At 43.7% G+C, this 22,208-nt stretch carries 28 protein-coding genes; 6 read left to right on the top strand and 22 right to left on the bottom strand.

Annotated features, from left to right (window positions below):
* The first annotated feature begins 25 nt into the window (after positions 1-25).
* Together BS333_RS14380 and rtcA are read left to right on the top strand one after the other, a co-directional pair.
* Positions 26-1,252, top strand: coding sequence for an RtcB family protein (locus tag BS333_RS14380; protein ID WP_021708332.1), 1,227 nt, complete (start codon positions 26-28; stop codon positions 1,250-1,252).
* An 8-nt stretch (positions 1,253-1,260) separates the two neighbouring features.
* Positions 1,261-2,328, top strand: a complete 1,068-nt coding sequence (gene rtcA / locus BS333_RS14375) for an RNA 3'-terminal phosphate cyclase (protein WP_021708331.1) — start codon at positions 1,261-1,263, stop codon at positions 2,326-2,328.
* 95 nt (positions 2,329-2,423) lie between these two features.
* Here the strand turns inward: rtcA and BS333_RS14370 are convergent, their stop codons facing one another.
* The 3 genes from BS333_RS14370 to BS333_RS14360 form a co-directional block, all read right to left on the bottom strand.
* Positions 2,424-2,639, bottom strand: a complete 216-nt coding sequence (locus BS333_RS14370; protein WP_021708330.1) for a TIGR02450 family Trp-rich protein — start codon at positions 2,637-2,639, stop codon at positions 2,424-2,426.
* 69 nt (positions 2,640-2,708) lie between these two features.
* A complete protein-coding gene (locus BS333_RS14365; protein WP_021708329.1) occupies positions 2,709-3,428 on the bottom strand; it encodes a metallophosphoesterase family protein in 720 nt (239 codons plus the stop codon).
* An 87-nt stretch (positions 3,429-3,515) separates the two neighbouring features.
* Positions 3,516-4,163 (bottom strand): penicillin-insensitive murein endopeptidase, encoded by a 648-nt coding sequence (locus BS333_RS14360; protein WP_033003264.1) that lies wholly within the window; start codon positions 4,161-4,163, stop codon positions 3,516-3,518.
* Positions 4,164-4,535: 372 nt separating this feature from the next.
* Here BS333_RS14360 and BS333_RS14355 point away from each other — a divergent pair, with 372 nt between their 5' ends.
* Positions 4,536-5,549, top strand: a complete 1,014-nt coding sequence (locus tag BS333_RS14355) for an alcohol dehydrogenase catalytic domain-containing protein (protein WP_021708327.1) — start codon at positions 4,536-4,538, stop codon at positions 5,547-5,549.
* Positions 5,550-5,750: 201 nt separating this feature from the next.
* Here the strand turns inward: BS333_RS14355 and BS333_RS22075 are convergent, their stop codons facing one another.
* From BS333_RS22075 to BS333_RS14255, 19 genes are all read right to left on the bottom strand, one after another.
* Positions 5,751-5,996, bottom strand: a complete 246-nt coding sequence (locus BS333_RS22075) for a hypothetical protein (protein WP_021708326.1) — start codon at positions 5,994-5,996, stop codon at positions 5,751-5,753.
* A 50-nt stretch (positions 5,997-6,046) separates the two neighbouring features.
* A complete protein-coding gene (locus BS333_RS14345; protein ID WP_021708325.1) occupies positions 6,047-6,571 on the bottom strand; it encodes a glycoside hydrolase family 108 protein in 525 nt (174 codons plus the stop codon).
* 11 nt (positions 6,572-6,582) lie between these two features.
* Positions 6,583-7,545 (bottom strand): contractile injection system protein, VgrG/Pvc8 family, encoded by a 963-nt coding sequence (locus BS333_RS14340; protein WP_021708324.1) that lies wholly within the window; start codon positions 7,543-7,545, stop codon positions 6,583-6,585.
* A 174-nt stretch (positions 7,546-7,719) separates the two neighbouring features.
* Positions 7,720-8,121: a phage tail protein gene (locus BS333_RS14330; protein ID WP_021708322.1), complete on the bottom strand. Its 402-nt coding sequence runs from the start codon at positions 8,119-8,121 to the stop codon at positions 7,720-7,722.
* Entirely contained in the window at positions 8,121-10,862 is a 2,742-nt protein-coding gene (locus BS333_RS14325; protein ID WP_021708321.1) for a phage tail tape measure protein, read from the bottom strand. The genes BS333_RS14330 and BS333_RS14325 overlap by 1 nt, the downstream gene beginning before the upstream one ends.
* Before the next feature lie 126 nt (positions 10,863-10,988).
* Positions 10,989-11,516, bottom strand: a complete 528-nt coding sequence (locus BS333_RS14320; protein ID WP_021708320.1) for a phage tail assembly protein — start codon at positions 11,514-11,516, stop codon at positions 10,989-10,991.
* 236 nt (positions 11,517-11,752) lie between these two features.
* Positions 11,753-12,220, bottom strand: coding sequence for a phage major tail tube protein (locus tag BS333_RS14315; protein ID WP_021708318.1), 468 nt, complete (start codon positions 12,218-12,220; stop codon positions 11,753-11,755).
* 23 nt (positions 12,221-12,243) lie between these two features.
* Positions 12,244-13,389: a phage tail sheath protein gene (locus tag BS333_RS14310; RefSeq protein WP_021708317.1), complete on the bottom strand. Its 1,146-nt coding sequence runs from the start codon at positions 13,387-13,389 to the stop codon at positions 12,244-12,246.
* On the bottom strand, positions 13,389-13,580 hold the full coding sequence (locus BS333_RS14305; protein WP_021708316.1) for a hypothetical protein: 192 nt from the start codon (positions 13,578-13,580) through the stop codon (positions 13,389-13,391). Before BS333_RS14305 ends, BS333_RS14310 begins: the two co-directional genes overlap by 1 nt.
* Before the next feature lie 85 nt (positions 13,581-13,665).
* Entirely contained in the window at positions 13,666-13,989 is a 324-nt protein-coding gene (locus BS333_RS14300; protein ID WP_021708315.1) for a phage tail assembly chaperone, read from the bottom strand.
* Positions 13,990-14,772 carry a hypothetical protein gene (locus BS333_RS14295; protein ID WP_021708314.1) on the bottom strand — a complete coding sequence of 261 codons (783 nt, stop codon included), beginning with the start codon at positions 14,770-14,772 and terminating at the stop codon, positions 13,990-13,992. It lies immediately after the preceding gene.
* Positions 14,765-15,319, bottom strand: coding sequence for a phage tail-collar fiber domain-containing protein (locus tag BS333_RS14290; protein ID WP_021708313.1), 555 nt, complete (start codon positions 15,317-15,319; stop codon positions 14,765-14,767). Before BS333_RS14290 ends, BS333_RS14295 begins: the two co-directional genes overlap by 8 nt.
* Complete coding sequence (locus tag BS333_RS14285) at positions 15,312-16,085, bottom strand: phage tail protein I (RefSeq protein ID WP_021708312.1); 774 nt, start codon at positions 16,083-16,085, stop codon at positions 15,312-15,314. Before BS333_RS14285 ends, BS333_RS14290 begins: the two co-directional genes overlap by 8 nt.
* Positions 16,069-17,061 (bottom strand): baseplate J/gp47 family protein, encoded by a 993-nt coding sequence (locus BS333_RS14280; protein ID WP_021708311.1) that lies wholly within the window; start codon positions 17,059-17,061, stop codon positions 16,069-16,071. The genes BS333_RS14285 and BS333_RS14280 overlap by 17 nt, the downstream gene beginning before the upstream one ends.
* Positions 17,058-17,384 carry a hypothetical protein gene (locus tag BS333_RS14275; RefSeq protein WP_021708310.1) on the bottom strand — a complete coding sequence of 109 codons (327 nt, stop codon included), beginning with the start codon at positions 17,382-17,384 and terminating at the stop codon, positions 17,058-17,060. Before BS333_RS14275 ends, BS333_RS14280 begins: the two co-directional genes overlap by 4 nt.
* 8 nt (positions 17,385-17,392) lie before the next feature.
* A complete protein-coding gene (locus BS333_RS14270; protein ID WP_021708309.1) occupies positions 17,393-18,121 on the bottom strand; it encodes a phage baseplate assembly protein V in 729 nt (242 codons plus the stop codon).
* The gene (locus tag BS333_RS14265; protein ID WP_021708308.1) at positions 18,096-18,650 is read right to left on the bottom strand and encodes a hypothetical protein; all 555 of its coding nucleotides are present in this window, start codon (positions 18,648-18,650) and stop codon (positions 18,096-18,098) included. Before BS333_RS14265 ends, BS333_RS14270 begins: the two co-directional genes overlap by 26 nt.
* A gap of 70 nt (positions 18,651-18,720) precedes the next feature.
* On the bottom strand, positions 18,721-19,002 hold the full coding sequence (locus tag BS333_RS14260; protein ID WP_145993874.1) for a hypothetical protein: 282 nt from the start codon (positions 19,000-19,002) through the stop codon (positions 18,721-18,723).
* 202 nt (positions 19,003-19,204) lie between these two features.
* Positions 19,205-19,813: a bacteriophage antitermination protein Q gene (locus BS333_RS14255; RefSeq protein ID WP_156007069.1), complete on the bottom strand. Its 609-nt coding sequence runs from the start codon at positions 19,811-19,813 to the stop codon at positions 19,205-19,207.
* A 569-nt stretch (positions 19,814-20,382) separates the two neighbouring features.
* Here BS333_RS14255 and BS333_RS14250 point away from each other — a divergent pair.
* From BS333_RS14250 to BS333_RS22070, 3 genes are all read left to right on the top strand, one after another.
* The gene (locus BS333_RS14250; protein ID WP_021708305.1) at positions 20,383-20,952 is read left to right on the top strand and encodes a LexA family transcriptional regulator; all 570 of its coding nucleotides are present in this window, start codon (positions 20,383-20,385) and stop codon (positions 20,950-20,952) included.
* A gap of 200 nt (positions 20,953-21,152) precedes the next feature.
* Positions 21,153-21,350 (top strand): hypothetical protein, encoded by a 198-nt coding sequence (locus BS333_RS14245; RefSeq protein ID WP_021708304.1) that lies wholly within the window; start codon positions 21,153-21,155, stop codon positions 21,348-21,350.
* A gap of 650 nt (positions 21,351-22,000) precedes the next feature.
* Positions 22,001-22,165, top strand: coding sequence for a hypothetical protein (locus tag BS333_RS22070; protein ID WP_021708303.1), 165 nt, complete (start codon positions 22,001-22,003; stop codon positions 22,163-22,165).
* Positions 22,166-22,208: the final 43 nt, after the last annotated feature.

Here is a 22,208-nt window from a genome sequence, read left to right as displayed (position 1 = left end):
AAAGCAAAAGAATTTAGGAAATATTATGTGTAAACATTACAACGTCATCGAAAACGCAGGTATGGTGCCGATTAAAGCTTGGACGAAAGGCGTCCCGTTTGAAGAACAAGCACAGCAACAATTAAAAAATATCGCTCGCATGCCAATCGTACATTCACACATTGCAGTGATGCCCGATGTCCATTTGGGCAAAGGGGCCACCATTGGCAGTGTGATTCCCTCTGTAAATGCCGTGATTCCGGCAGCCGTTGGTGTTGATATCGGCTGTGGCATGGTGGCAACAAAAACCACCTTAACTGCCAGCCAGTTGCCAGATAATTTAATTGGTATCCGCCACGCCTTTGAGGCCGCCGTCCCTCATGGAAGAACAGCAGGTCGTCGTGGTGCTCGGGATAAAGGAGCATGGCATAACATTCCTGATGTGGTTGCAGGTGAGTGGAAGAAGCTGGAGGCTAGGTTTGAAAAGATTTGTCATAAGCATCCGGCCATCAGAAACAGCAACCATGTCAACCACTTGGGAACAATGGGAACAGGCAACCACTTTTTAGAACTGTGTTTAGATGAAAATGATGCGGTATGGATTATGCTGCATTCTGGAAGTCGTGGAGTGGGTAACCGGATTGGCTCTTACTTCATAGAGCTCGCTAAAAAAGAAATGCAACGCCACCAAATCCACTTGCCAGATATGGACTTGTCGTACTTATCCGAGGGCAGCGACTATTTTGATGATTATGTCGAAGCGGTAGAATGGGCGCAGGATTTTGCCAAGAAAAACCGTGAAATCATGATGTTTAATGCCATTGCTGCACTGCGCAAAGCACTCCCTGTCTCGTTCTCAACTGCTGAACTCGCGGTCAATTGTCACCATAACTACATCTCACGAGAAAAACACTTTGGTAAAGACTGTTTCGTCACCCGTAAAGGGGCAGTAAGCGCTCAAGAAGGTGAAATGGGCATCATTCCCGGCAGTATGGGAGCTCGCTCTTTTATTGTCAGAGGGCTTGGTAATCCAGAGAGTTTTAACAGTTGTAGTCATGGGGCTGGACGAGTGATGTCACGAAGCAAAGCTAAGAAAGTCTATAGCGTTAAAGATCACATTGAAGCAACTCAAGGTGTCGAATGCCGCAAAGACGAAGCCGTTATCGACGAGATCCCGCATGCTTACAAAGACATAGAAAAAGTCATGGAAGCCCAGAAGGACTTAGTCGAAGTCGTGTATACCCTCAAGCAAATTGTATGTGTAAAAGGATAAAAAGCTGAATGAATTTTTTAGTTATCGATGGCTCTCAAGGAGAAGGGGGCGGACAAGTGTTACGCACCGCGCTCACATTATCAATCCTAACGCAAACGCCAATTGAAGTAATAAACATCAGAGCAAAACGCAACAAACCAGGGCTATTACGTCAACATTTAACTTCGGTAAAAGCGGCGCAAAGCATCAGTGAGGCTAAAACTGAGGGCGTAGAATTAGGCGCGACACGTATCCGATTCTCGCCAAAAAAAGTAAAGCCGGGAGATTATCACTTTTCCATAGGTACCTCAGGAAGCACCGTTTTAGTGGCACAAACCATCTTTCCTGTATTGGCTTTAGCTCAGGAACCGTCGACGATCACGTTTGAAGGTGGTACTCACAACGGTATGTCCCCTTCTCTTTGCTTTTTTAAAGAGTCATACTTGCCAGCTTTGCAACAAATGGGCGTAAATACACACGTCGATATTACCTCTCTTGGTTTTTATCCTGCTGGCGGAGGACATTGGCGACTCACTATTCATCCTACAGACAAGCTAATCCCTATTGATGTATTAACGGCAGGCAGTGAGTTTGAGAAAGAACCGCAACGTTGCTCTTTTAAAGCACTGATGAGTAATCTACCCGATTTTATCGGCCAAAAAGAAGTCGCAATGGGTAGAAAAGTATTAGGCTGGGAGACTGCATTAGGAGAAGTGGAACAACATCATACCATCGGCCCAGGCAACAGCTTTCAAGCTAAAATTAAAGGGAATGGGATAACGAGTTTATTTGAGCAAACAGGTGAAGTCGGTGTGTCATCAGAACGAGTAGCAAAACGCTGCGCAGGGCGAGTGAAAAAGTTCTTAAAAGCGAGCGCAGCGGTTGAGGAACACTTAGCCGATCAGCTCTTAATTCCTATGGCATTAGCTGGTGGCGGTGAATTCACCACAACCGAGCCAAGCTTACACACCAAAACAAACATTGATGTCATTCAAAACTTTTTGGACATAAACATACAAGTCTACCCAGAAGCTGACGGACTTTGGCGGATTAAAGTCAGTACAAAGAGCCACTGTGAACTCAAAGCTAGCACCTGAGTTCTTCGACCCTAAACTATATGCCCAAGCAACCTCATGGTTTTCAGTTCAGAAAAACGGCTGTGAAGTAGCTTGGGTTTACATTAAACGGAGTTTCACTTCCAACCTTGGCGCCATTTCTCACTGTTCTTCAGCTCTGTCCAGTCAATGGCATACTCTTTTCTGGTCAATATTGCTTCAAGCGAGCAAGACATCACTGCTCCATCTTCATCATACTCTACAGCGGAAACTAAGAAGTGCCTCTCTTTATTCGTTGGGGTAATTGCCGTCCACTTGCTATGGTGTAATTTAGCTGGGTTAATTCGATTCATCGTCACTTAGCGGTTTAAAATATAAACAAGTCTTTTACGTTCTATACATGACTTAAGTTCAATAAATAACTACAAATCAACGTTCTCCACAGTGAGTTCATCATTTTGTATTTCTATCGAAAGAAAGCCTTTGAGTGACGTTTTTTCAAGCTTATCCATCGAGTGATCAAAGCCATAACAGCTTGAAGGTGACATATATTGAGTAACATGATCCTTATTTATCTGGATAAAGTAGTGTCCATGGCCGCACAAGATATATCGAATATGTTCATTATTTAATACTTCATCTGCCAATTGTGAGCGGTTTTCTATCCCAAGAGTCTGAAAAGTATCATTACCCACCGTAAATATGGGATGATGTATCAATATAATACTTGTCTTCGTAATCTGGCTAAGCGCTTTTATGTCCCTTTGCGATACCCGCCCTGCTCCTAATGGCATGGGTTCATATGGTTTTTTACTAGAGTCCATCAAGATAAAGTCAACGTTTTCTGCAGTTTCAACCTTGTTGTCTGTGCTAATACGAAAAAACGAACGCTTCATCTGCTCTAAATCGTCATGATTGCCCGCAATCGCATAAATTGGCTTGTTAGATACCTCGTTAAACTCCTGCTCAAAAGCAACATAATGTTCATGTTTAGGGCTATTACAAATATCACCGGCAATAAAAATAGCATCAAAGTCATCTCTGACTTGTATCTCTTTGATGACTTTTCTCAAGGAGGTCAGTGAATATTGATTGTTAATATCATAATGGCAATCACTGATTAGATAGGCTTTAAATGTCATGATTTATGGTCCTTTTATTTTAACAAACCAAGGAAGCAGTATACCCAAGTAACCTCAAGATAGGACTGATGAGAACGATCCTTCTACTCAAGCCCGGCAGGGAATAGCAAAATCAACATGATAATGCTCATCATGACGCACCCAAGATCGTTTTTTAGAAAACTGAATATGCTTTTTAAGGTATTCGGCATGTTGCGTTTTAAATAAATTAGGTTGTAGCTCAGGAGCAAAAATAACTCGCCACAGATCAAAGCCCTGTCTCTTTGCCTCTTTGTCTAATGCAACGATATGGGCTGCAAGTGCCTCATAATCAATACTATAATCCTCAAACTTACTCGAAGCATCAAATTCAATATTGTAGCCAAATTTATTCAGTGGGTGGGTGGGTAAGTGAACAGACTCTCCCTTTTTATTTTTAACCGGAGTCATAAAATCCACTGATAAACCGTTTTGATGCGTTTTATGAGGACGAAATCTTCCTCCTGATTCAAGTCCTGTTTCAGCATATTTATAGACTGTATGGGGCATCTGAACGGCTAAATTCTTATAGGCATTGACGATAATGTCTCTCACACTAGAGTGCACATAAGATCGCCCCACCAGCCTAGCGATGGTGCTGTAACTAACAAAGTTTTCACCTTGACTGGGTAATTCCACGCCATGTTCTAAGTGGCCATTGGATGTGGTGCCGTAACATATACTGGTACTTGAATACACGGTTTGAGAAACAAGCATAAGCGCAATAGAGGCGAATCTAATCATTAGGGGTCACTCTCGCAAGGGCTGAAGGATTAAAAGGGGAGATTGATATAATTCAATGACATCGCTCTGAATCAAGCATCTTGAGGTCACTTGGGTATAACATCCTATTTGTTATATCTTTTTTTAAGGCCAAGTAAAAGCGCTCACCTTTGAAACCTACAAAACCTCACCCAATTTAGTCAAAACCACTGGCCATTAATGTTTAATAAAATATCTTGAGGTCACTTGGGTATAAGTGGCTTGAAAAAAGGCAGTAAGGAGGACACTATTGAGTATAACTCAGTGACGCAATCCCAAAGGGCAAGGTTACTTGGGTATATATAAAAATAACGGAGAAATAAAACGATGACTTATCGTGCAATGCAAATTACAGAGCCGGGAAAACTGGAGTTAGTACAAAGAGAGATGCCAGAACCCGGGTATGGTGAAGTGCTCATTAAGGTTGAAGCTTGTGGCATCTGCGGTGCAGACATTTTCGACATTGATGGTGCAGATAAGAATCAATCTCCTCCTCGTGTTCCGGGACATGAAGTGGTGGGTCGTCTGCTATCCGTTGGAAAAGGCACGCCAGAATTCTGGAAGGTGGGACAAAGAGTTGGCATAGGCAGGCTTGGTGGCCCCTGTTACGCTTGCGACGCTTGCCGTCAAGGACATTTCCAGCAATGTTCAGATCAACCAGTAACCGGTTCTTCAGTCGATGGTGGCTATGCAGAAGTGATGTTAGCAAGATCTTCAGGCTTGGTTTCAATCCCAGAGACTCTTGATTCTACTGAGGCAGCACCGATACTGTGTGCAGGTATTGCCACATTTAATGCTTTGAAAAAATGCGGCGCTGAAGCAGGAGATACCGTGGCAATTTTAGGTATTGGTGGTTTAGGTCACATGGCCATCCAATATGCTCAACGTATGGGATACCGAGTCGTGGCTATCGGGCGTGGTGAAGACATTGAGTCAAACGTACTCAAACTTGGCGCTCATCATTATGTTGACACAAATAAAGAGTCCATTAGCGAAGCCTGTGCCAAGTTAGGCGCGATTCAAGCCGCAATCGTGACGATCAATCAGCCAACTCTAACATCCGAGTTAACCAACCAACTCGCAACGAAAGGCCGCGTCATTATTCTTGGTGCAGGTTCGCAACCCTTGGTATTTCGCAGCGGCGCTTTAGTCGGTGGAGAAAAGCAAATCCAAGGTTCCATTACAGGAACACCGTTTGAAAACGAAAAAGCACTAAAGTTCAGTGTGCTGTCTCATGTTCGGCCTCTTGTAGAAACAATGCCTTTGGAACTAGCAAACGAGGCTTTCCAAAGAATGAAATCAGGGGACGCTAAATTTCGAATTGTCCTGACGATGAATTAATCAAGGGTTTTAAGTGTTATACCCCAAGGCACCTTAAGGCGTAGTATCAACAAAGTCATCTTAGTGTTACTTGGGGATATTTTTCAATCCAAGCTTGCCCCTTCAATACAAGTTTTAAGCTCAACAATATAGCGTTGTAATTGCTTAAAGCTTTGCTCTGGCAGATAGACCCCACGTCTGCCTTCTTCAACTTGATACCACTCAAGATGGATCGGTGTTGGTGGGCAAAATTCGCTTTGATTTGGTGTGCTCAGAATCGAGGTGCACCCGCCCAGCAGCAGGGCCCATATCGTCACGAAAAGTATCGTAAGGTTGTTCATTAATTTTCTCTACTTTTTGTTGTTGCTGTTTCTGTCGATGTATGCGATTGGCTCGCCAACGTTGGTAACCTTCTATGGCATAAGGGAACAATTTGTATATTCCCTCTATGAGTTTGAAATAGGACATGACGTCCTCCCTATTTATAATGCTTGATTTAGAGCAAGGGGATATATACCTCAGTTATCTAATGCGGCATAACGCAAATTTTCAGCAATGCGTTGCGACCAGCCTCGTGAGAATGTCGCCCAAGCACTGAGGTTATTCATAAAATCCAATCGTTCCGCCAAAAAACACAGCAATACATCATTAGGATCGGCCTCTAGTAACGCCGCTTGGGTTTTGGGACCATAATGACCATCATCATTGCTGCCTACAGCTCGTTGCAAGAATTGAACAGCACGAGACGTTCCGTGATTAATCGCGGCATCAAATAGCTGATACATCACGGCATGACGTTGACGACCACCGATTTTTAACCAAAAGTCTTGATAATAAATCGCCCTAGCCTGCTCTAAAGAAAGGTGCTCGATATCAAGCTCGGGATAACTCATGGCCGAGATGCCAAATTTAGTCCCTTTTAATTCTCCTCTGCCGACAATGCCGCTTGTCCAATTTCCGCGGTCTTTATATTCACGTTGGTATTTACCTTCGTGACCGATAACACGCTCAAAAGCGTTAAGAAATTCACTTGAATAGTCCATATTTCTCCTTGTTAGCTACTGGGGCGAGATGCCTCTATCTGAATAGTGTACGACGTTCGATCGCCAGAAAGAGTGACCGTATTAATCAGCCACTCACCTTTAGAGTAAGGTGACACAAAGCCTTCTAAGACCATGACGCTCTCTGCAAACAGCCCTGGCTTTCCTCGAATTGTTGCACTGAATGTTTGTCCTTTTCGATTACATTCAGCAAGTTTCGCCGCAGCATGTTGCTGGGCTTCCTTGGCATGTTTAAATGCCTCTTTGATTTGATAAAAAGGTGAACGACCAATTTGTTCAGTGCCATGTTCGCCCGTTTCAAGCGTTTGCCACAAGGCTTTGACGCCACGAAATCTATCGTTACTTGGGTGAGCAATTTTAGCGGCCCCTTTTTGTGCATCGCTAGGTGTCACTATGACGCTTGGTTTAGGCTGTCCCGATAAAGAAGCCAAACTGCCACGGTGACCAAAGACGTAAAGATGATCGACAGGCTTAGCCAAAGCGCCATATTTTTCTGCTAGCCGAGCAATAAATGCCGAATCTGTCTCTTCATTTTGATTCAAATGGTCGGTAGGAAGACTCATCAGTTCGGGACTCACTCGGACTTCATAACCGTGGGGTTCCATCACCGCTTTGACTACATCACCGACGGTTGCTGGCGGGTAGGTCCGACGCCTTGGCTCTTTAAATCCCGTATCATCTGCAACACTGAATTTAGCTGGCGTCAATTGCAGCGATAGTTTGATCGGATGCAGGTGTTCTGTCACCGATGATATTTGATAAACCCCTCGATACTCCCCATCAATATGAACTTGCCATTCGATACCACTGGGAGGCAGATTGGTCAGCGCTTGCTCTCCGCTAAAAGTCAGAGTCAGTCGATCGGCTTGCATACCTTCGCTGTCGGTCAAAGACCAGTCGCTCAGTAAAGGCTGAAGTGCCTCAAATCCCGGGCCACGAATCTTAATTACATCCATATCGGTATCTCACTCTTCATCGACGAATCTGAGCTTTTCTTCCTCTGAGGCAACTCTACTATTTGACCAGCGGTTAGAAATGGTGAGGTTTGAGTGGGGTTTAAACGATAAAACTCTTCTTCCAGTTCATCAGAATCGAGACCAAAAATTCGATACAATAATCGATTAACAGTTTCATTCGGTTTGACTTGTGTTTTCATTGTATTGGCGATACTCCTTAAGGGTCAGTGTAATATTCACCACTTGAGCTTGGCCTTTTTCAATTAAGCGCGTATAGCTGGTACTGACATTACGAATCGTAAAAGTCCCCCACTTTCGACCTTTTCCGTCAGTCACCATGACAATTTCATGGGATTTAGCCATGGCACGAAGCTGTTGTGCCTCTGCTTCACCTTCACCTTTAAAGGCCACAACGTTCAGAGTCCAGTTATCAAGAGGGTTAGAAGTTGGATCTTGTCTAGGGCTTTCGATGGCATCGAAATCAGACCAGCCACCGGAAGTCTCATAGGAGTGAGTCTCAAGTGGGTTGCCTTGGACCACACTAAAAACGTGATCATTGAGTGCTAAATGCTTCATTACGTCACCAAGGAATGTTGGAAGTCTTGCGTTAAGTTTTCTGAATCGAGACCGTGTTCACGAGCAAACTGGGTCAATAACTGCTGAACGGTTTCGAGCGTTAATGAGGCGGTGTGTTCCGGTGTTTGCGCTCCGGTTACCTGCACAACTGGCGCAAACGTAACGTTAGGAGCTTGCACGTCCCTTTTTGCAACTTGAGCGGTTTTAATCGCCTGACTCTGATTCGTCAGAGCATACGAATTAAACCATTGAGCAGTGTCTCTCTCTATCTGCAGAGCAGGAGGCGAAGCTGTATTATTGTCTTTCGGTATCAGTGCCGGCTCGGCAGCATCATTGTTGTCTAAATTCTGTTCATCGTGTTCAAACCAATCAAACAGATCTTCTGCCCATTCACGGCCTTGAGAATCACCAAAAAATCCGCCGACCCCAGCCCCAATGAGAGTTCCAATACCGGGTAAAATAGCACTACCAATCGCTGCACCGACTGCCGCACCACCCATTCCACCCATTAAGCCTCCGCCACTTTTCGCCACTTCCTTCATATCGCCATCAGCAAGGTTGTCTACGATTTCAACAGCACTGGCAGCCATTGAAATAGGAGTGGCGATTTTCATCGTTTTGACCCATTGCCTAACCTTGGCCGAATCCATGCTATCGCGCAAAGTTCGGTTTTCGGTATCGACTCCCGTTCTTGCTTGCGTGTTTAATTCTGGTGAAGTATTGGGTTGGGTTGATAAATTTTGCGAGACACGCTGAGCGTTTGCATTAGAGCCCTGACGGTGAATATTGTTTGTTCTTACTCGACTCGCGTTGCGTCGATTATTTCTCCTTTGCCTCTTACGTCTGTTGCGTTTGCGACGAGCCTCAGCTTCTTCATCCAGAGGTGTCTCTGAATACGTATTGGCTTGTTCTCGCATCGCTCTATAGTGACGCTCAGTCGATCGAGTCGCTTTATCTGTCGCATTTTTTTGCCTTTTCAGGGCATGTGAGTGCCGAGCAATACCAAGCCCACTAGCGACAGCATTAAGATCCGACGCAATCGATTTAAAGCCTCCAGCAATCGCTTTAAGGCCAAGTAACGCTTTTCCAGCTAGACCTACTGCACCCAAACTTATGACAGCAGCAGTGGCAATACCACTTTCTGCAACCCAATTGGAGGTAGCCATCACAAGGTCAGTCAACTTTGGTAAAATACTTTCAACAACAGGCCACAGTTTATCCCCTAACGTAACACTCAATTGATTCAAAGCATCATTCAAGCGTTCCAGCTTAGCCACTTTTGTATTGTCGCGCAGCTCATAATCTTTTTGGATTGAGTCCGCGCTGCCATCTTGGGCTTTTTGCGTATTACTGGCAAATAATTCCGGTCTATTAACCAAACGATACAAAACAGAGTTAGGTTGCGCGTTGAACAACGACCTCATCACTTGGTTTTGCTGCTTTTGCTCCAACGCTTGAATCGCAGTGAAAATTTTCTCGATTGTCCCGATAGGATCCGTTTGCATGTCAGCAGAAACCGCTGTGGCATCCATTTTTAACAGCTCAAAAGGGTCCTCTCTCTGCCCGTGATCATCGTATTGTTGCCTTTTAAGTGCCGCAAGATCAGTATTTGCTAAAGAGTTAATGATTTGTTCAATGGTATCAGAAGCCTCAGGTTCCGTTGCTCCCGAACCAAGAAGCGAGCCAACCAAGCCTAATGACTGTGCTTGGGAAAAGTTAGCCTCGCTCATCATAGAGCCGGTTTTGTTTAGAACCTTCAGGAAATCGATTTCAGCACCTTTATCAGAAACCGCATGAATCATGTTAGACAGGGTGTTCAATTGATCTTTACCTGTCGCATCACCCTCATAGCTCATTTCACTATGCAGGAACATTCGCTGTAATGCGATTTCTGCTGGATCTCCCCCCCATTCGTTAGCAGCCTTGATAGCATCACTGGTGTAAGCAACGAGATGATCTGCTCCAATACCTTGTTTGGCAATCACATCAGCAACTTGCATCACCATGTTCGTATCGGCACCTGTCAGAGTAACGGCCAGTTGATTCAGTGCAGCACGCAACTTTTTCGCTTCTTCGCTTTCAACCCCTTGCTCACCAAAATCTACCCAACGTGCCACATCGGTAAACGAAGCTTCATTATCCAATGAATGTTTCAGGGTGAGGCTACCTGCAGCAATGCCTCCCTGAACGAGAGAATCATTACTTGGCAGATCTTTAAAAAACTTTGCTTTGCGCTTTTCAAGATCATAGTTGTCTTTTAATAAGCGAGTCTCTCGCTGCAATAATCGTGCTGATTTTTCAATCCTGTCGTTTACGACCTTTTTTGCAGCCGCTAGATTTTTAGTATTAAAACCTGCTGCTTTTAAAGATTTATTTAAAGCCTGCGATTGCCTAACCTGATTATTGCGAATACCTTCAAATCGTTTTATTCGCTTCTGTAAGTATTGCAGATCCGCTTGTTCTTCCTTAGTTAAGGCAATGTTCCTTTTCTGCTTTTTAGTCAGTACAGCCCTTGCTTTGCGATCTTTATCAAGCTCCGCTCTAACCTTTTTCAAAGCTGCAGGCAGCGACTCTAAATGTGTCATTCGGGCGAGATTTTTCTGTGCCGCCGATAAACGGTTCTGTGCTTGACCTACGGTATCAATAAACCCACGTAACGATTTGGAAGCACTCTCAATATTAATACCAGCGACCGCCTGCGTAGCCTCACGAGTGATGCCGAGTTGTTGTTTTTTATCCACGCTTTACTCCTAAATGAGCTAAAGCCAGCTCATAACGTCGCAGTGCCATTTCCGTTGTCCAATCTAAAGCATCCCTCGCAGAGTAACCTGCAAGAGGGATCACATCGAGAATGGTTTCAACGCTATCTACTGAAAGTAAACCGCTGGTTTGGTTAAAAAATGCGTTGCAGCCACAACTAAACTGCGATAATCCGGCAATGGCAAACGCATGATCTCGTCTTCTTCTAGCCCGGTGAGGTTGGCAAGAATAAAGCAAGCTCGCTTAATATCATCGTTAATTTTATCGGCCATTTTCGTCAATTTAAGTGTAGGCAACTCAAATTCAACTTGGCGCTCACCGCTGAAAAACAACGTCACGGTCGTGTCTGTTTCTGGCTGCTCACTATCAACCAGTTGATAACCAGTTTGGTTGTAAAAATGGTAAGAAGCCTCATACAAGGTTAACCAGTCTGGATTCGATAAAGCGTCTAGCTCCTCCTGATTCAACCCTGTAGATGCCATAACTAACGCTTCTTTTTCTGCTTGTTGAAAAGTCTCACCTTTAGGTTCAATCTCAAGGCTCGATTCGCGGCTAAGCGGTTTCACCGTCACTGTACTGATCGTCTCTAACGGTTTTAATAGAGTAAAAGTTTGCTCTAGATGGTCTGTTGTCATCATCATAATCCTTAATATAATCAATGGTTAATAAGTAAATAAGTAAAAGGGAATAAGCAGTTAAATGGGGAAATAGGTGAGATAAGCACCAGAAATGATTAATTAAAATCAAATAGATAATGCTAAAGGGCAACGTGGGATAGCTAGTAATAGCATTAGCATTAGCATTAGCAATAATTATGGCCATGAACGAAAAGGCCGCGATCATGCGGCCTTAATATCACAACCTAACGCAACTAAACGTTAAATTTCTCACCACCGATATGGTAAACACCATTGTCAATGTCGACTTGAGCGATAATTTCACCGTCATCAACCCACAAGTGCTTATTAATTTGTCCTGTCAGGGTAAGCGTCTGCTGTTCGCGCATTTTATTAGATGAATATTCAACACTCACTTCACCCGTCATGGTGTGCTCAGTGTCAAACCGCTGATTGTTGTTCGTGCCGTTTTCGCTATAAATAATGACAGTTTTATCACCATCTTGTAGCGCGGCATTCACAACCGAAGCCATTTCACCGATGATGGTGACTGACCACTCCGATGCTTCGTAGCCGACACAGACTTTTTTGCCCATAAAAGCACCGGGCACATCGGCATACACTTTGGTGTATTTTGGCGGTGTGAATTCTTCCATGTTATTGGTGATCTTAATACCGCCTGGTAAGGTCAGTTTTCTGGCATGAGTAACTCGATTAGACATAATATTCCTTAGTATTAAATGATTTAACTAAATGTTTTGATCGCATCGTCGATGTAAACCTGAAGAATTTCATCGCGTTGGTTCAGTTCAATGATCGAATGCTCGTTTGGACGGTATGCGCCCCAGTCGATAACCAATACCCATTCACCATTTTTATAGCGTTGTAAGTTGTTGCGCGTTTCATGTAGATAACACTTTGCGCCAATGATTTCCCCATCCGCTTGAAGGCTAGACAGCCAGTTACTCAATTGAGCAATTCGCTGCTTGAAGAAATCAAAATCGAGGTTGTATTTCATCGTGTCACGGTGTGATTTGATCAGTTCACGGCATAATTGGTTTTCAATGCCGATAATGTTGCCAAAAGATCCGTCAGCGGTACGGGTTCCCAAGAACATTAAGCCGCCATTAGGGTCACGAATGGTGACGGATACGCCTTTCTGATTGAGATCAACACCTTCGCTGTTTTTATCATTGACGCGATAGCCAATAATACGGGCGATATCATCCAATGGCGTACCTGCACCGTTCGGTGTTTGTGAAGGCTTAACGCTACAACGTGCAGCCATACCTACAATCGAAGCTGGGATCGTATGTGACCAGCGTTCACCGGCCACATCACAACACCAAATTCGTTTGTGCACTTCACCTAAGTTGGCTGCGTATTGTTTCGCCGCGACGGTATTCGTATCAGGGCCATCAGTCCAGCCTTCGCAGTAAGTTTGCTCAGCAAGGGCAGCTAACGCGTTTGCCACTTCGATGCCATGGAAACCGGGAGCCGCAACGTTGGTCGGCGCTTCTTGGCAGGCTGCAAACGCGGCAATACCCGTTAAACGGCCAGACGGAGAGACACCACCGATGACGTTCGCGAGGGTCTCTTCGACATTGGCTCCTTCTTCGACAATAATCACGTAACAAGGTACTTTAGCGACTTCAAGAAAGTATTTAGCGCTGTAGTACAACATACCGGCGGGCTTTTCTGTTGTATCGAGCAGAGCAAGGTCTTTCAAAGTGTAAAGCTTAATTGGCTCTCCATAACTGACATCTGGGTGTTTATTTGGAGCGACACCAATCAAGCCGCCAAGCTGATTGTCGACGCCTCTCATTGGGCCTAATGGCTCGCTGACTTCGAGGGAAATACCGTTGTGATTTTGCGTGGTCATTGTTGCCATTATTTACTCTCTTGTTTTAGTTCGAGGTGTTGGTTGATCAAGTGATACTCCGCTTGTGATGGCGACAGTGAAATGGTTTCACCTTCTTCGCGCCAACGGTGCAAAATGCGTTTTTCTCTGAGCATCACATACTGTTGTACTGGTGGGTTGTCTTGCTTTGCGTCACGGTGAGACGCGTCGGTATGACTCATATTAAATCGTCCTATTAAAAAGCCCCGCGAAGCAGGGCCAGAAGAAAAAATCAGGTATAAAAAAACCGCCAATGGAGGCGGTCAGTTATTCAGGAAGCACTGGCTTGTCGGGCCACTCAATTTCAGAGTAAGGCTTAAATGGCTGCGTAATATCACGTAATTGTTGGCGATAAGTGCGAAACGGTTCAGGGTCAAGCTCACGATCCATCGCCTGATTGACGAGATGATCAGCTTGAATCAGTAAGTGTTGTCGATGATGACGTGTTTTTTTCAGCTCTTGTTGCTGCTCGTATTGCTCTATCGCAACCGTCGCCTCATTTTCTGACAAGCCAAGTTCAAGTAAAATCAGTTTGTCAGTAGGGACATTAATTAATGTTTCGCCCTTTACTTCTAATTTTGGAATAGTCATTTATGCCTCCGTTTGTGTTACCGTTTTTAGGTTGTTATAGCCAATAAAATCATCACCAACATTATTATCAATATCGCCAATTTCAGCATCTTCTAGATTTACCGTTTTAGCTATCCACCTAAGATTAATATGTGCATCAGGTCGGTGACCAATTTGTTCTCCATCAGTCAATAAATTGAAATTAATCCTATGATTTGAATAAATTCGATATTTTAAGTTTCCCCCTCTTAGATGGAAGCCACTCATCGCTTGACAAGAATAAGCCGGAACTCTTGTTTTATTCCATACTGTATCACGACCAGAACCTGAGTATTTTTCTATTTGGCACCATGCTTTGAAACCCACTTTTGCAACACACTTTCGATAACGCTGCACGTTAACTAGAGTTCTAAGATAATTAGCATCTCCTCCCCATGGATAGTTCTGCCCTTTCAGTACAACCAAAGCTGATGCCACATGGGTTGTATTAAAGTCAGAGCCTCCTAATCGATTCCATGCGTAATGACGAAAGATTTGAATTGTAGTTTCGTCATTTGTCGGCATTTGAAACACGACGGGATAAAAGGTGTCTTTGTCTCCTTTAACCGTAAATTCTGTCACATAGCGCCCCTCACCTTTGATTCCTTCGGCCGTTGTCTCTTCCATCCACTGTTTAAACTCTGCGACACCGGATTCGATTTTCCCCATTTGCCCCTCGACGACTTCTGTCATCGCTTGAGTAATGGCACTTTGTTCTTGAGTTGCCTGCTTTAGGCTTTGTAGTTCAGTTAAAATTTCAGCCATGTTTTGCCTCCAATTTACGTAGTTTTTCAGCTTGCTTCATCAGCAAACGCGATTGCTTTACTTGCACGACTTGAGAACGAACGAAAGCCGTTGCGTCTTGCATCATTTCACTATCAATTAAAATATTTAAATTTTCCGTGCCGACTTCAATCGTAATGCTGTCAGTGGGCAACGCACTTAAATTCAACGTAAACGGTTGAATGCAGTGCCCACCAGCAGGCTTAAAGTTCAGCACACCTTCAGGCCGTGAAATCACCCCAAATAACGTTCCGTCACTGAGATGCAGACCAATTTCACCGATGGCGTATTGGCTCGGGCCCGAGAACTTTGCCGCCCCTTGGATACTGCCTCCGCCTAAATCTTTAAAAGCAGAGAAAGGGGCTCTATCAAGTTCATTGCGTAAAGCGGTTTGATTTTTATTTGGTGCATACAAAGCATCCCCAACACTCATGGTGGTCAGTTCCGCTTTTAATCCTCGATTTGAAGCGCTGATTGCTGCCTCTAACCCTTTTTGGGTAATAACGAGTTGTAACTCAGTCTCATTCATTTATTGCTCTCGCTATAATTGACGCGCAGGAAATGCCATGTGTTAAGCATCCATAAGCGCTGAGTTGTGTGGATAATACATCCGTGTCAAACACGGATTGGGCATAAATCGGATGGGTATTGATCGCTGGCATCCGATGGGTGGCCATACCAAGCTGACAACTTGCTTTTGGCATTGGCCATAATGTCGCACTGGCACTCATCGTCCCCACGTTACTTGCTGGTACGTGTGCGCCACCTAAATAAACCGGAGCCTGACAGCCAAACGTAAACGTCATGTCCAAAGTATCACGAACCGATTTAATGAACTCGATGCGTGCCATTAAACGCTTGGCTCTTTGCTCTGAAATGGTTTGACTGGACTTATCTTTCGCCTGAACATACAAGGTATAAGGCTGACCATCGGGTACTTGTTTCCAGTGTTGGATATCAATTTCAAAGTTAACCGCGTCAGAGGCATCCATGATCCCTTGAGCAGTGCCACTATGCTGATGAGCCACATAAGACACCGCGGTGATCGCCCGCTTCTCACTCTCACTGTCACTGAAAAACCAATCATTCACTCCCCGCTCTGACGCCATATATGGCAATAATTCAGAGGCAATCGTCTCTGGGTGGTTAAGATCTGGCAGCACTTGCTCACTTTTAACGAGGGATTTCACTCCTTCTTCGTAGCTGCGCTCAAAAGCGGTACGGTTATCAGGCAGTAAGGTTTCGTCGTCTAGGCTCGCTTGGCTTAAGCCTGTTTGCTCAATGACTGCTGACATTCACCTTTACCTCCTGACAATATGGCGCCTGATACCAATCACAGACGACGTCTTCAACAGGGCTGCTTACATTTAATTGATGTGCATTGAAATTATGCGCAATTTGATCGATGCGCGATCTCAGAATCAGCCCACCCAATCGATGCTGTTGTTGAGCATACTCCCGCAAAGCCTGTTCCAAACCTTGTCGGTCAATTAAGCGAGTCGGTGTACTCTCTTCCCATACTTCAAGATGGATTTGATATGGGTAAATATCGGCAGATGCCGCTGAGATATCATCGGACTCCTGAGCAATATCCGGACGCTGGCAATAGGCCACGACTCTTTGGAGTAACGCGTTATCAGCCGTTCCATCCCCTTGAGGTGAAAGCACACGGATTTGAACCTCACCGGAATGCGGTCTGAGCATTCGCGCTTCTGCATCCTTAGGGCGAAGGATCCCTTCGGTCGAAGAATATTCATAACGCTGTATGACGACATTTTCTGATTCACGCTCGACCGATATCAAAGGCCGCTCTCCCAATGTCATGGCATGAAATTTATACCCCGTCCTCGTACCTGTGGTCGCCAGTCCATAAGGCGCAAGGCTATAACGCAGCAACAAAGAGCGATCCGATTCCATTTCAGCGTCAACGGGTGGAAACACAGAAGGATCCGCTGGTCGAATGATCTGACGTTTTAAACCTAGCCGAGAAACGATCAAATCAATCATTTCAGAGTCGCTGGCGGTTTTCGAAAAGTTCTGTAAATACTTATAGTTGTCGTTACGTGTTTCTTGCTGGCGAAATAAAATCATCGCATCAAGCAATAATGCGGCCGATTCATTTGGGCTACGTAACCCCGTGAGTAACAGTTGTGCCATTTCCTGGCCCACTTCTTTGACGGCATGCGGGTAAAACACCTCTTCAATAAAGCGCTCCCGCATCACATCAAATGGCTCGACTTGTAATATTTTCGGGACTTGAACGGTGGTCATAATCTCAACACCTCTTTTTGTCCGTTGTAGTGATAGTAAATGTGAGTTCGAAAGCCACTGCCATGAATACGAATATCCACAACAGGGTCTGTGATGTCTGCTAAGTCGTTGGCTGGATTTGCAATGATACGGTGGATACGATTGATCGCTTTCATCCGATTATATTCATTGGCCAATCCCATTAATTTGCGATATTCCCCTCCGACTTGGCGACGTTTTTCTCGTGAACCAACCTGAGTGGTGATCGCTTTAGCTAAACGGCTCGCAGCTTGTTTGGCTCCTGCGATGGTTAACCCTGTATTAGGATCAATGCCTTGCTGCATATTACCTCCTATTCCACAGGCTGCTGTGTGTAGTCGCTGTCTGAATCAACTTCATGACGGTGAAGACTAAACTTCACTTCACCAATAACCGCTTCTGACAACACTGCACCATTTTCTGATAATGAAAAAGCCCCCGATGCGTAACTAACAACCGTTGGTGTTTTCACTTTTTTACTGACATCTAACGCTCCTTTTATCTTGACGTCACCTTGTTGTGTGTGAACTCCTTTAGTCTTGGCAACCTCTGCAGACCGGCAATAGCTATTGGTCTGCATTGAAATCCGCTCGGAAGCTTCAACGACAAACGCTGGTGTAATAAACGTCACCGAACCATTGGCTCTGACTTGATAGTTACCATCGAAATCAGCCATAACATGAAAGACATCCAAAATACTTAACGACGTCTGTTTAGGGTCAGTTTGTTCAGGTGAAAAGTCCGCACAATAAGCCGCTGGTAGAGCAATAGCATGCGCTTCATCACGACCACCTGATAAATTCAGCACCACCACTTGCTCGCCGATGCTGGGGGCTCGCCACCGTTTCACTTCACCCGCTTCAAAAGCGATCCACTGAATCGGTGGCGAGTGATAAGCTTCTTGCGAGTGCGGGGCATAATCAATAACGGCTTTGCTGCCAGAAACGGATTTCACACGCCCTAAGCGAATCAAATTACGTTGCTGACGCTCCAACCCGGTAATACGTTGCGTTAATTCAAGGAGTGTTTTGGTCAGACTCATAAAGTATGATCTCCCCTTGTTGGCTTTCTTGACAAACTATGGAGTGAAGTTGATACCTTTCTTGCTCCAATGCGCCATAACGCACGACTTGCTGATACTGAATGGCATAACTCATTGCCGTTGAACGAGCCTGAAAAGGGTACCCGTGTATCTGATATGGTTTATCAATGCTCGCCTCAACCGACTTTTGTGCCAAGTGTTGTGCATCAATATTAGCTAGCGTTGGCTGCAGAAAAGAGGAATCATTAAGCATACTAAATAGCAAATGAGCCATCTTCGCCAAAGCCAATGCCGAAGCTGGCGTCTCATTGGGCACATCAATAGTCAGTCTTATTTTGAGTGTTTGCTGTAAGCGTCCGTCGCCACTGCTATCAGAGGTAATAATTTCTGGAGAACCAATACTGACGGCCACCCGTTCAGGATGTTGAGGTGGACCATCGTATTGAACCCAAACCTCATCATCAACGGTTTGGCGCAGTGCAGCAAAAAGGTGTTCAAGGTAAATACTGAGATTGTCTAGATTCTGCATTCAATCCATTACCTCCTTTAAAGATGAAAACAGGCATAAAAAGAGGGAGATCATACGCCTTACTGCATGATCACATTTCTTTTTTAGACACTTGCTGAAAAGTAAATTTGATGATGTGGATATGACCCAAAGCACCAAAAATACCGTATACCGCCGTTTGGCTATAAGACATGCCCTGCATCAACCCCAAATGCCAAGAAGCAAATGCGAGGGCCAAGGCAATGAAAAACTCCGCGAAAAATACTTTAGGAGAGATTTTTTCAGACTTTTTTAGTAATAAGCCAAGCCTGGCGATAATGAAAACGAAAACAAACATCAAAAACCCATTTGTTTCTTTGTTGTCTGTAAACATAAGGCACAACCTGATTTGTTTGAATGTTTGAGAAACACAAAGAGATGGCATGTAGAGCCATCTCTTTTAGTGAATCAATGTTGGAATTCGTCGATACCTGCCTTGTTAACTGGGGTTTTTCGACGATGGAGATATCTTACTTCATCACCTCAACTTAAGCAACCCAAAAAGCTCATTTTTGAGCTTTTTTTTGTTTAGATATTTATTTTGACTCACTAAAATCATTATGACATTGAAAGAAAGCCAGGAGTGATTGCTGATCCAAAGCCTGAATTTGCTTGGTTATATTCGTGTTGTGCTTTGCATAACTGGCATAATAGGCCTGCTCACTGACACCCATTGACTCAAATAAATGTCGCTGTAAACAATCGTCGAACTCACGTCGGGATAATCGCTCTGTTAACATGAGCCTGACGTTCTGCTGCGTTTTTTTACGACATTTAGTTAATGGCAACTGATCCATTACCGCTTCAATAAGAAGAGGAAGCAATGTTTGAGGTGGATTTTCTCCATAACGATACACTAGCCAACTCGCCACAATAGGTGAAAGAGCTTTAATCGTTCTTTGTACTTTTAAGTGCTCAAAAACATCCTCAGAGCAGTTAAGCCTTGATACTCCCTTGTTACGAGTACTGGTTGCATGCATCGTTTGCGGTGTGATACGCCGATGTTTTCTTTTCGTTGGATGATTATCGATTGAGAATATGGCACGCTCACTGCCATCGCTAGTCTTAGCTGGTTGATAGTGAGCAAGAGCAGAAGTAATTAGGATTCGATCGTTTTCTTGTTGTCGTTCATCAAATGTCATCACTGAAATAACCCCACATGTCCAAAAGTTGGTAAGAATGAGCTGTACATGGTCCAAGTAAGCCCACCATGAACAAAAACCAAAAAGATTGATGTTTACTCTTTACTTGAATAGTCGATAGAGCCGAAATATGAGTAAAAATCAAAAACCGACACATTATAGCTCAAATATGAGCTACAGAGTGATAGAAAAGACGGCGTGACGCAAATAAAAGACAAAGGCAGGGATAAGATCGTTTCTCTAAACAAGGCACACCGATTTGTTTCGTAGAGCTCTTAGTAAAAATACGTACACTTAGATAAGCATATCTTTCCTCATTAAATGTGCCATTAGCGATAGTACAAAGCATTAAAGTGCGACATATGACGCAAAAGAATTTTTTATGTTCATATTTTACTTGATAAAGCTCTATTTTGGTTCTTTTAAGTAGAAAGTGCTTTATAATCCTTTAATCGAGATATTCTTGTTTGACTGACGGTCGCTTATCCGTTATTCCTTTGAGCTATAAAAGGTGAATGAGGTCAAGCAATTCCAATATAGCCTAGTGACTTAAATTAAAGAGGAATGGAAAAATGCCAGCAGCCCATGAGGTTTTTACTGCTATCCGCAAATCTAAAAAACTCAAACAAAAAGATTTCGTTGGAATTGCTAGTCGAGCCACTATCGGTCGTTTTGAACAAGGCGAAGGCGATTTACCCACTCAAGTCCTGATAAAAGCGCTACAGAAAATGGACGTCAGTCTCAGCGAGTTCGTTACTCGAATGGAAAGCGAAGAAACGCATGGCTACTACAGTAAAAATGTTGCCATCCTCAGTTGGGCAGACATCGCCAAAGAGTCCCCAGATCCTCAAGGAAGCGTCTTTTACCCCAACGGAACTAAAATGGAAAGCTATGCACTAAAAGTGCGTGATGCAGCCATGATCTCCAACGACTTCAGTATAAATTACCCCATTGGTTGCTACCTTATTGTTGAGCCAATGAAGACCGTCAATGATGATACCCTCGTCATCGTCAAGTCAGGCAGTACATTCCATTTCAGGCGTAAATATCGTGGTCAGTTTGTCCCAGCCAACCCTGAATTTGAGACGATTGATCAAGGTGAAGTGGTAGGAAGAGTCGTAGGTTGGGTAGGACATGGCTAACCGAATGAGTTGACTATAGAAAAAGCCCTGCGTGGCTATCTAGTGGCATAATGAGCAATGATGCCGCTGCTCGCATGCTCTCTTCACATTTGTAAGGAAAATCATAATTTAATTGCCATTATTCGTGATATTTATGATAAAGATAAGGTATAATACTGTATGAATAAACAGTATTGTTAGATTTCTTCTAGAGGTTCCGAATGAATGATGATGTAATCGAGCATCTGCAACATGCAGAATACAAAACACAACAACTGACTGCAGTCGCTACTGCAGTCGGAGAAGCCGCAGAACAAATCGATCAAACGACACTCGCGTTATGCTTTCAGGTCATCGAGCGGTTAGGACGAGAATGCCAAAATCACCTTGCTCAAGTTGAAGCGGCAAGTAATCATTGATTCTCGGCCTATAATGTGAACAGTAAATCGACATGACTCATTAATAACTCGCTGTCATTGGCGTCGAGCATTCTCAAATAACCTCAAAAAACACTTTCAATGAGACGACCCTGATCACAAATAGGGCGTCTCCTTCATCAGCCTATATTTCTTTTATATCGCCAATTTTCTCCAGTTCTCACTTAGTAAATTCATCGTATTGGGTATATTTCAAAGTTGCTTATTCACTACATTAACAGTCATAATTACCAGGCAAATACACATTTTCCTTACCTATTCAGTTAATGATTAGGGAATTAAATAGAGCCTCAAATACCTTTCATCATCCAAATTTTAAAAGCGCTTAGCTACCCCAAAGAAACTAAAAATACATATATAGATAATATCTTTAAGTGAGATAAGCATTTACTAAACCAATAGGAAAGAGGTATCCTTTCAACACCAGAGAGAAGTATCTATGGTAAAAAACTAACAGGGTTATCAGTAACTTGTTCATTTACTAAATATTACATAATTAACAGCGTTTTGTTATAGACGACTCATATGGGTCTAGGCTTAACTATAGTAACGCGCTAAAAATAGCAAAGCACTCAACCCTAAACTAAAACCATTAACACTCACAATCAAAAAATAATAAGGAACATCCTACTATGTTAGAGGCTAACCATATGAACCGACAAGATATCGACATAAACGTCAAAATAGAGCTACTCAAAGAATCTCTCAAATACGCGAAACAAGCTAATTATGAACAAATTACAATCAATATCGACTTACTTGAGCTTCTCTTCAAAAATCCGTCTTTAGCTCAATAAGAAGTGCAGTTCCCTTGTATTGAGGCAGTGAAAAGTTCAACAC

This window comes from Vibrio azureus (assembly GCF_002849855.1).
Lineage (GTDB): Bacteria > Pseudomonadota > Gammaproteobacteria > Enterobacterales > Vibrionaceae > Vibrio > Vibrio azureus.
Note: the sequence above shows the minus strand (reverse complement) of the source record. Positions and strands in the feature narration are given on the sequence as shown.

Coding starts and splice junctions, on each gene's coding strand:
- BS333_RS14265 (WP_021708308.1), bottom strand. CDS start 18,650: ATGCAGAATCTAGACAATCTCAGTATTTACCTTGAACACCTTTTTGCT.
- BS333_RS14365 (WP_021708329.1), bottom strand. CDS start 3,428: ATGACATTTAAAGCCTATCTAATCAGTGATTGCCATTATGATATTAAC.
- BS333_RS14285 (WP_021708312.1), bottom strand. CDS start 16,085: ATGTCAGCAGTCATTGAGCAAACAGGCTTAAGCCAAGCGAGCCTAGAC.
- BS333_RS22075 (WP_021708326.1), bottom strand. CDS start 5,996: ATGTCCTATTTCAAACTCATAGAGGGAATATACAAATTGTTCCCTTAT.
- BS333_RS14360 (WP_033003264.1), bottom strand. CDS start 4,163: ATGCTTGTTTCTCAAACCGTGTATTCAAGTACCAGTATATGTTACGGC.
- BS333_RS14315 (WP_021708318.1), bottom strand. CDS start 12,220: ATGTCTAATCGAGTTACTCATGCCAGAAAACTGACCTTACCAGGCGGT.
- BS333_RS14300 (WP_021708315.1), bottom strand. CDS start 13,989: ATGACTATTCCAAAATTAGAAGTAAAGGGCGAAACATTAATTAATGTC.
- BS333_RS14245 (WP_021708304.1), top strand. CDS start 21,153: ATGAATGATGATGTAATCGAGCATCTGCAACATGCAGAATACAAAACA.
- BS333_RS14355 (WP_021708327.1), top strand. CDS start 4,536: ATGACTTATCGTGCAATGCAAATTACAGAGCCGGGAAAACTGGAGTTA.
- BS333_RS14305 (WP_021708316.1), bottom strand. CDS start 13,580: ATGAGTCATACCGACGCGTCTCACCGTGACGCAAAGCAAGACAACCCA.
- BS333_RS22070 (WP_021708303.1), top strand. CDS start 22,001: ATGTTAGAGGCTAACCATATGAACCGACAAGATATCGACATAAACGTC.
- BS333_RS14330 (WP_021708322.1), bottom strand. CDS start 8,121: ATGAAGCATTTAGCACTCAATGATCACGTTTTTAGTGTGGTCCAAGGC.
- BS333_RS14260 (WP_145993874.1), bottom strand. CDS start 19,002: ATGTTTACAGACAACAAAGAAACAAATGGGTTTTTGATGTTTGTTTTC.
- BS333_RS14275 (WP_021708310.1), bottom strand. CDS start 17,384: ATGCAGCAAGGCATTGATCCTAATACAGGGTTAACCATCGCAGGAGCC.
- BS333_RS14280 (WP_021708311.1), bottom strand. CDS start 17,061: ATGACCACCGTTCAAGTCCCGAAAATATTACAAGTCGAGCCATTTGAT.
- BS333_RS14290 (WP_021708313.1), bottom strand. CDS start 15,319: ATGAATGAGACTGAGTTACAACTCGTTATTACCCAAAAAGGGTTAGAG.
- BS333_RS14250 (WP_021708305.1), top strand. CDS start 20,383: ATGCCAGCAGCCCATGAGGTTTTTACTGCTATCCGCAAATCTAAAAAA.
- BS333_RS14370 (WP_021708330.1), bottom strand. CDS start 2,639: ATGAATCGAATTAACCCAGCTAAATTACACCATAGCAAGTGGACGGCA.
- BS333_RS14295 (WP_021708314.1), bottom strand. CDS start 14,772: ATGGCTGAAATTTTAACTGAACTACAAAGCCTAAAGCAGGCAACTCAA.
- BS333_RS14270 (WP_021708309.1), bottom strand. CDS start 18,121: ATGAGTCTGACCAAAACACTCCTTGAATTAACGCAACGTATTACCGGG.
- BS333_RS14320 (WP_021708320.1), bottom strand. CDS start 11,516: ATGACAACAGACCATCTAGAGCAAACTTTTACTCTATTAAAACCGTTA.
- BS333_RS14340 (WP_021708324.1), bottom strand. CDS start 7,545: ATGGATGTAATTAAGATTCGTGGCCCGGGATTTGAGGCACTTCAGCCT.
- BS333_RS14345 (WP_021708325.1), bottom strand. CDS start 6,571: ATGGACTATTCAAGTGAATTTCTTAACGCTTTTGAGCGTGTTATCGGT.
- BS333_RS14380 (WP_021708332.1), top strand. CDS start 26: ATGTGTAAACATTACAACGTCATCGAAAACGCAGGTATGGTGCCGATT.
- rtcA (WP_021708331.1), top strand. CDS start 1,261: ATGAATTTTTTAGTTATCGATGGCTCTCAAGGAGAAGGGGGCGGACAA.
- BS333_RS14310 (WP_021708317.1), bottom strand. CDS start 13,389: ATGGCAACAATGACCACGCAAAATCACAACGGTATTTCCCTCGAAGTC.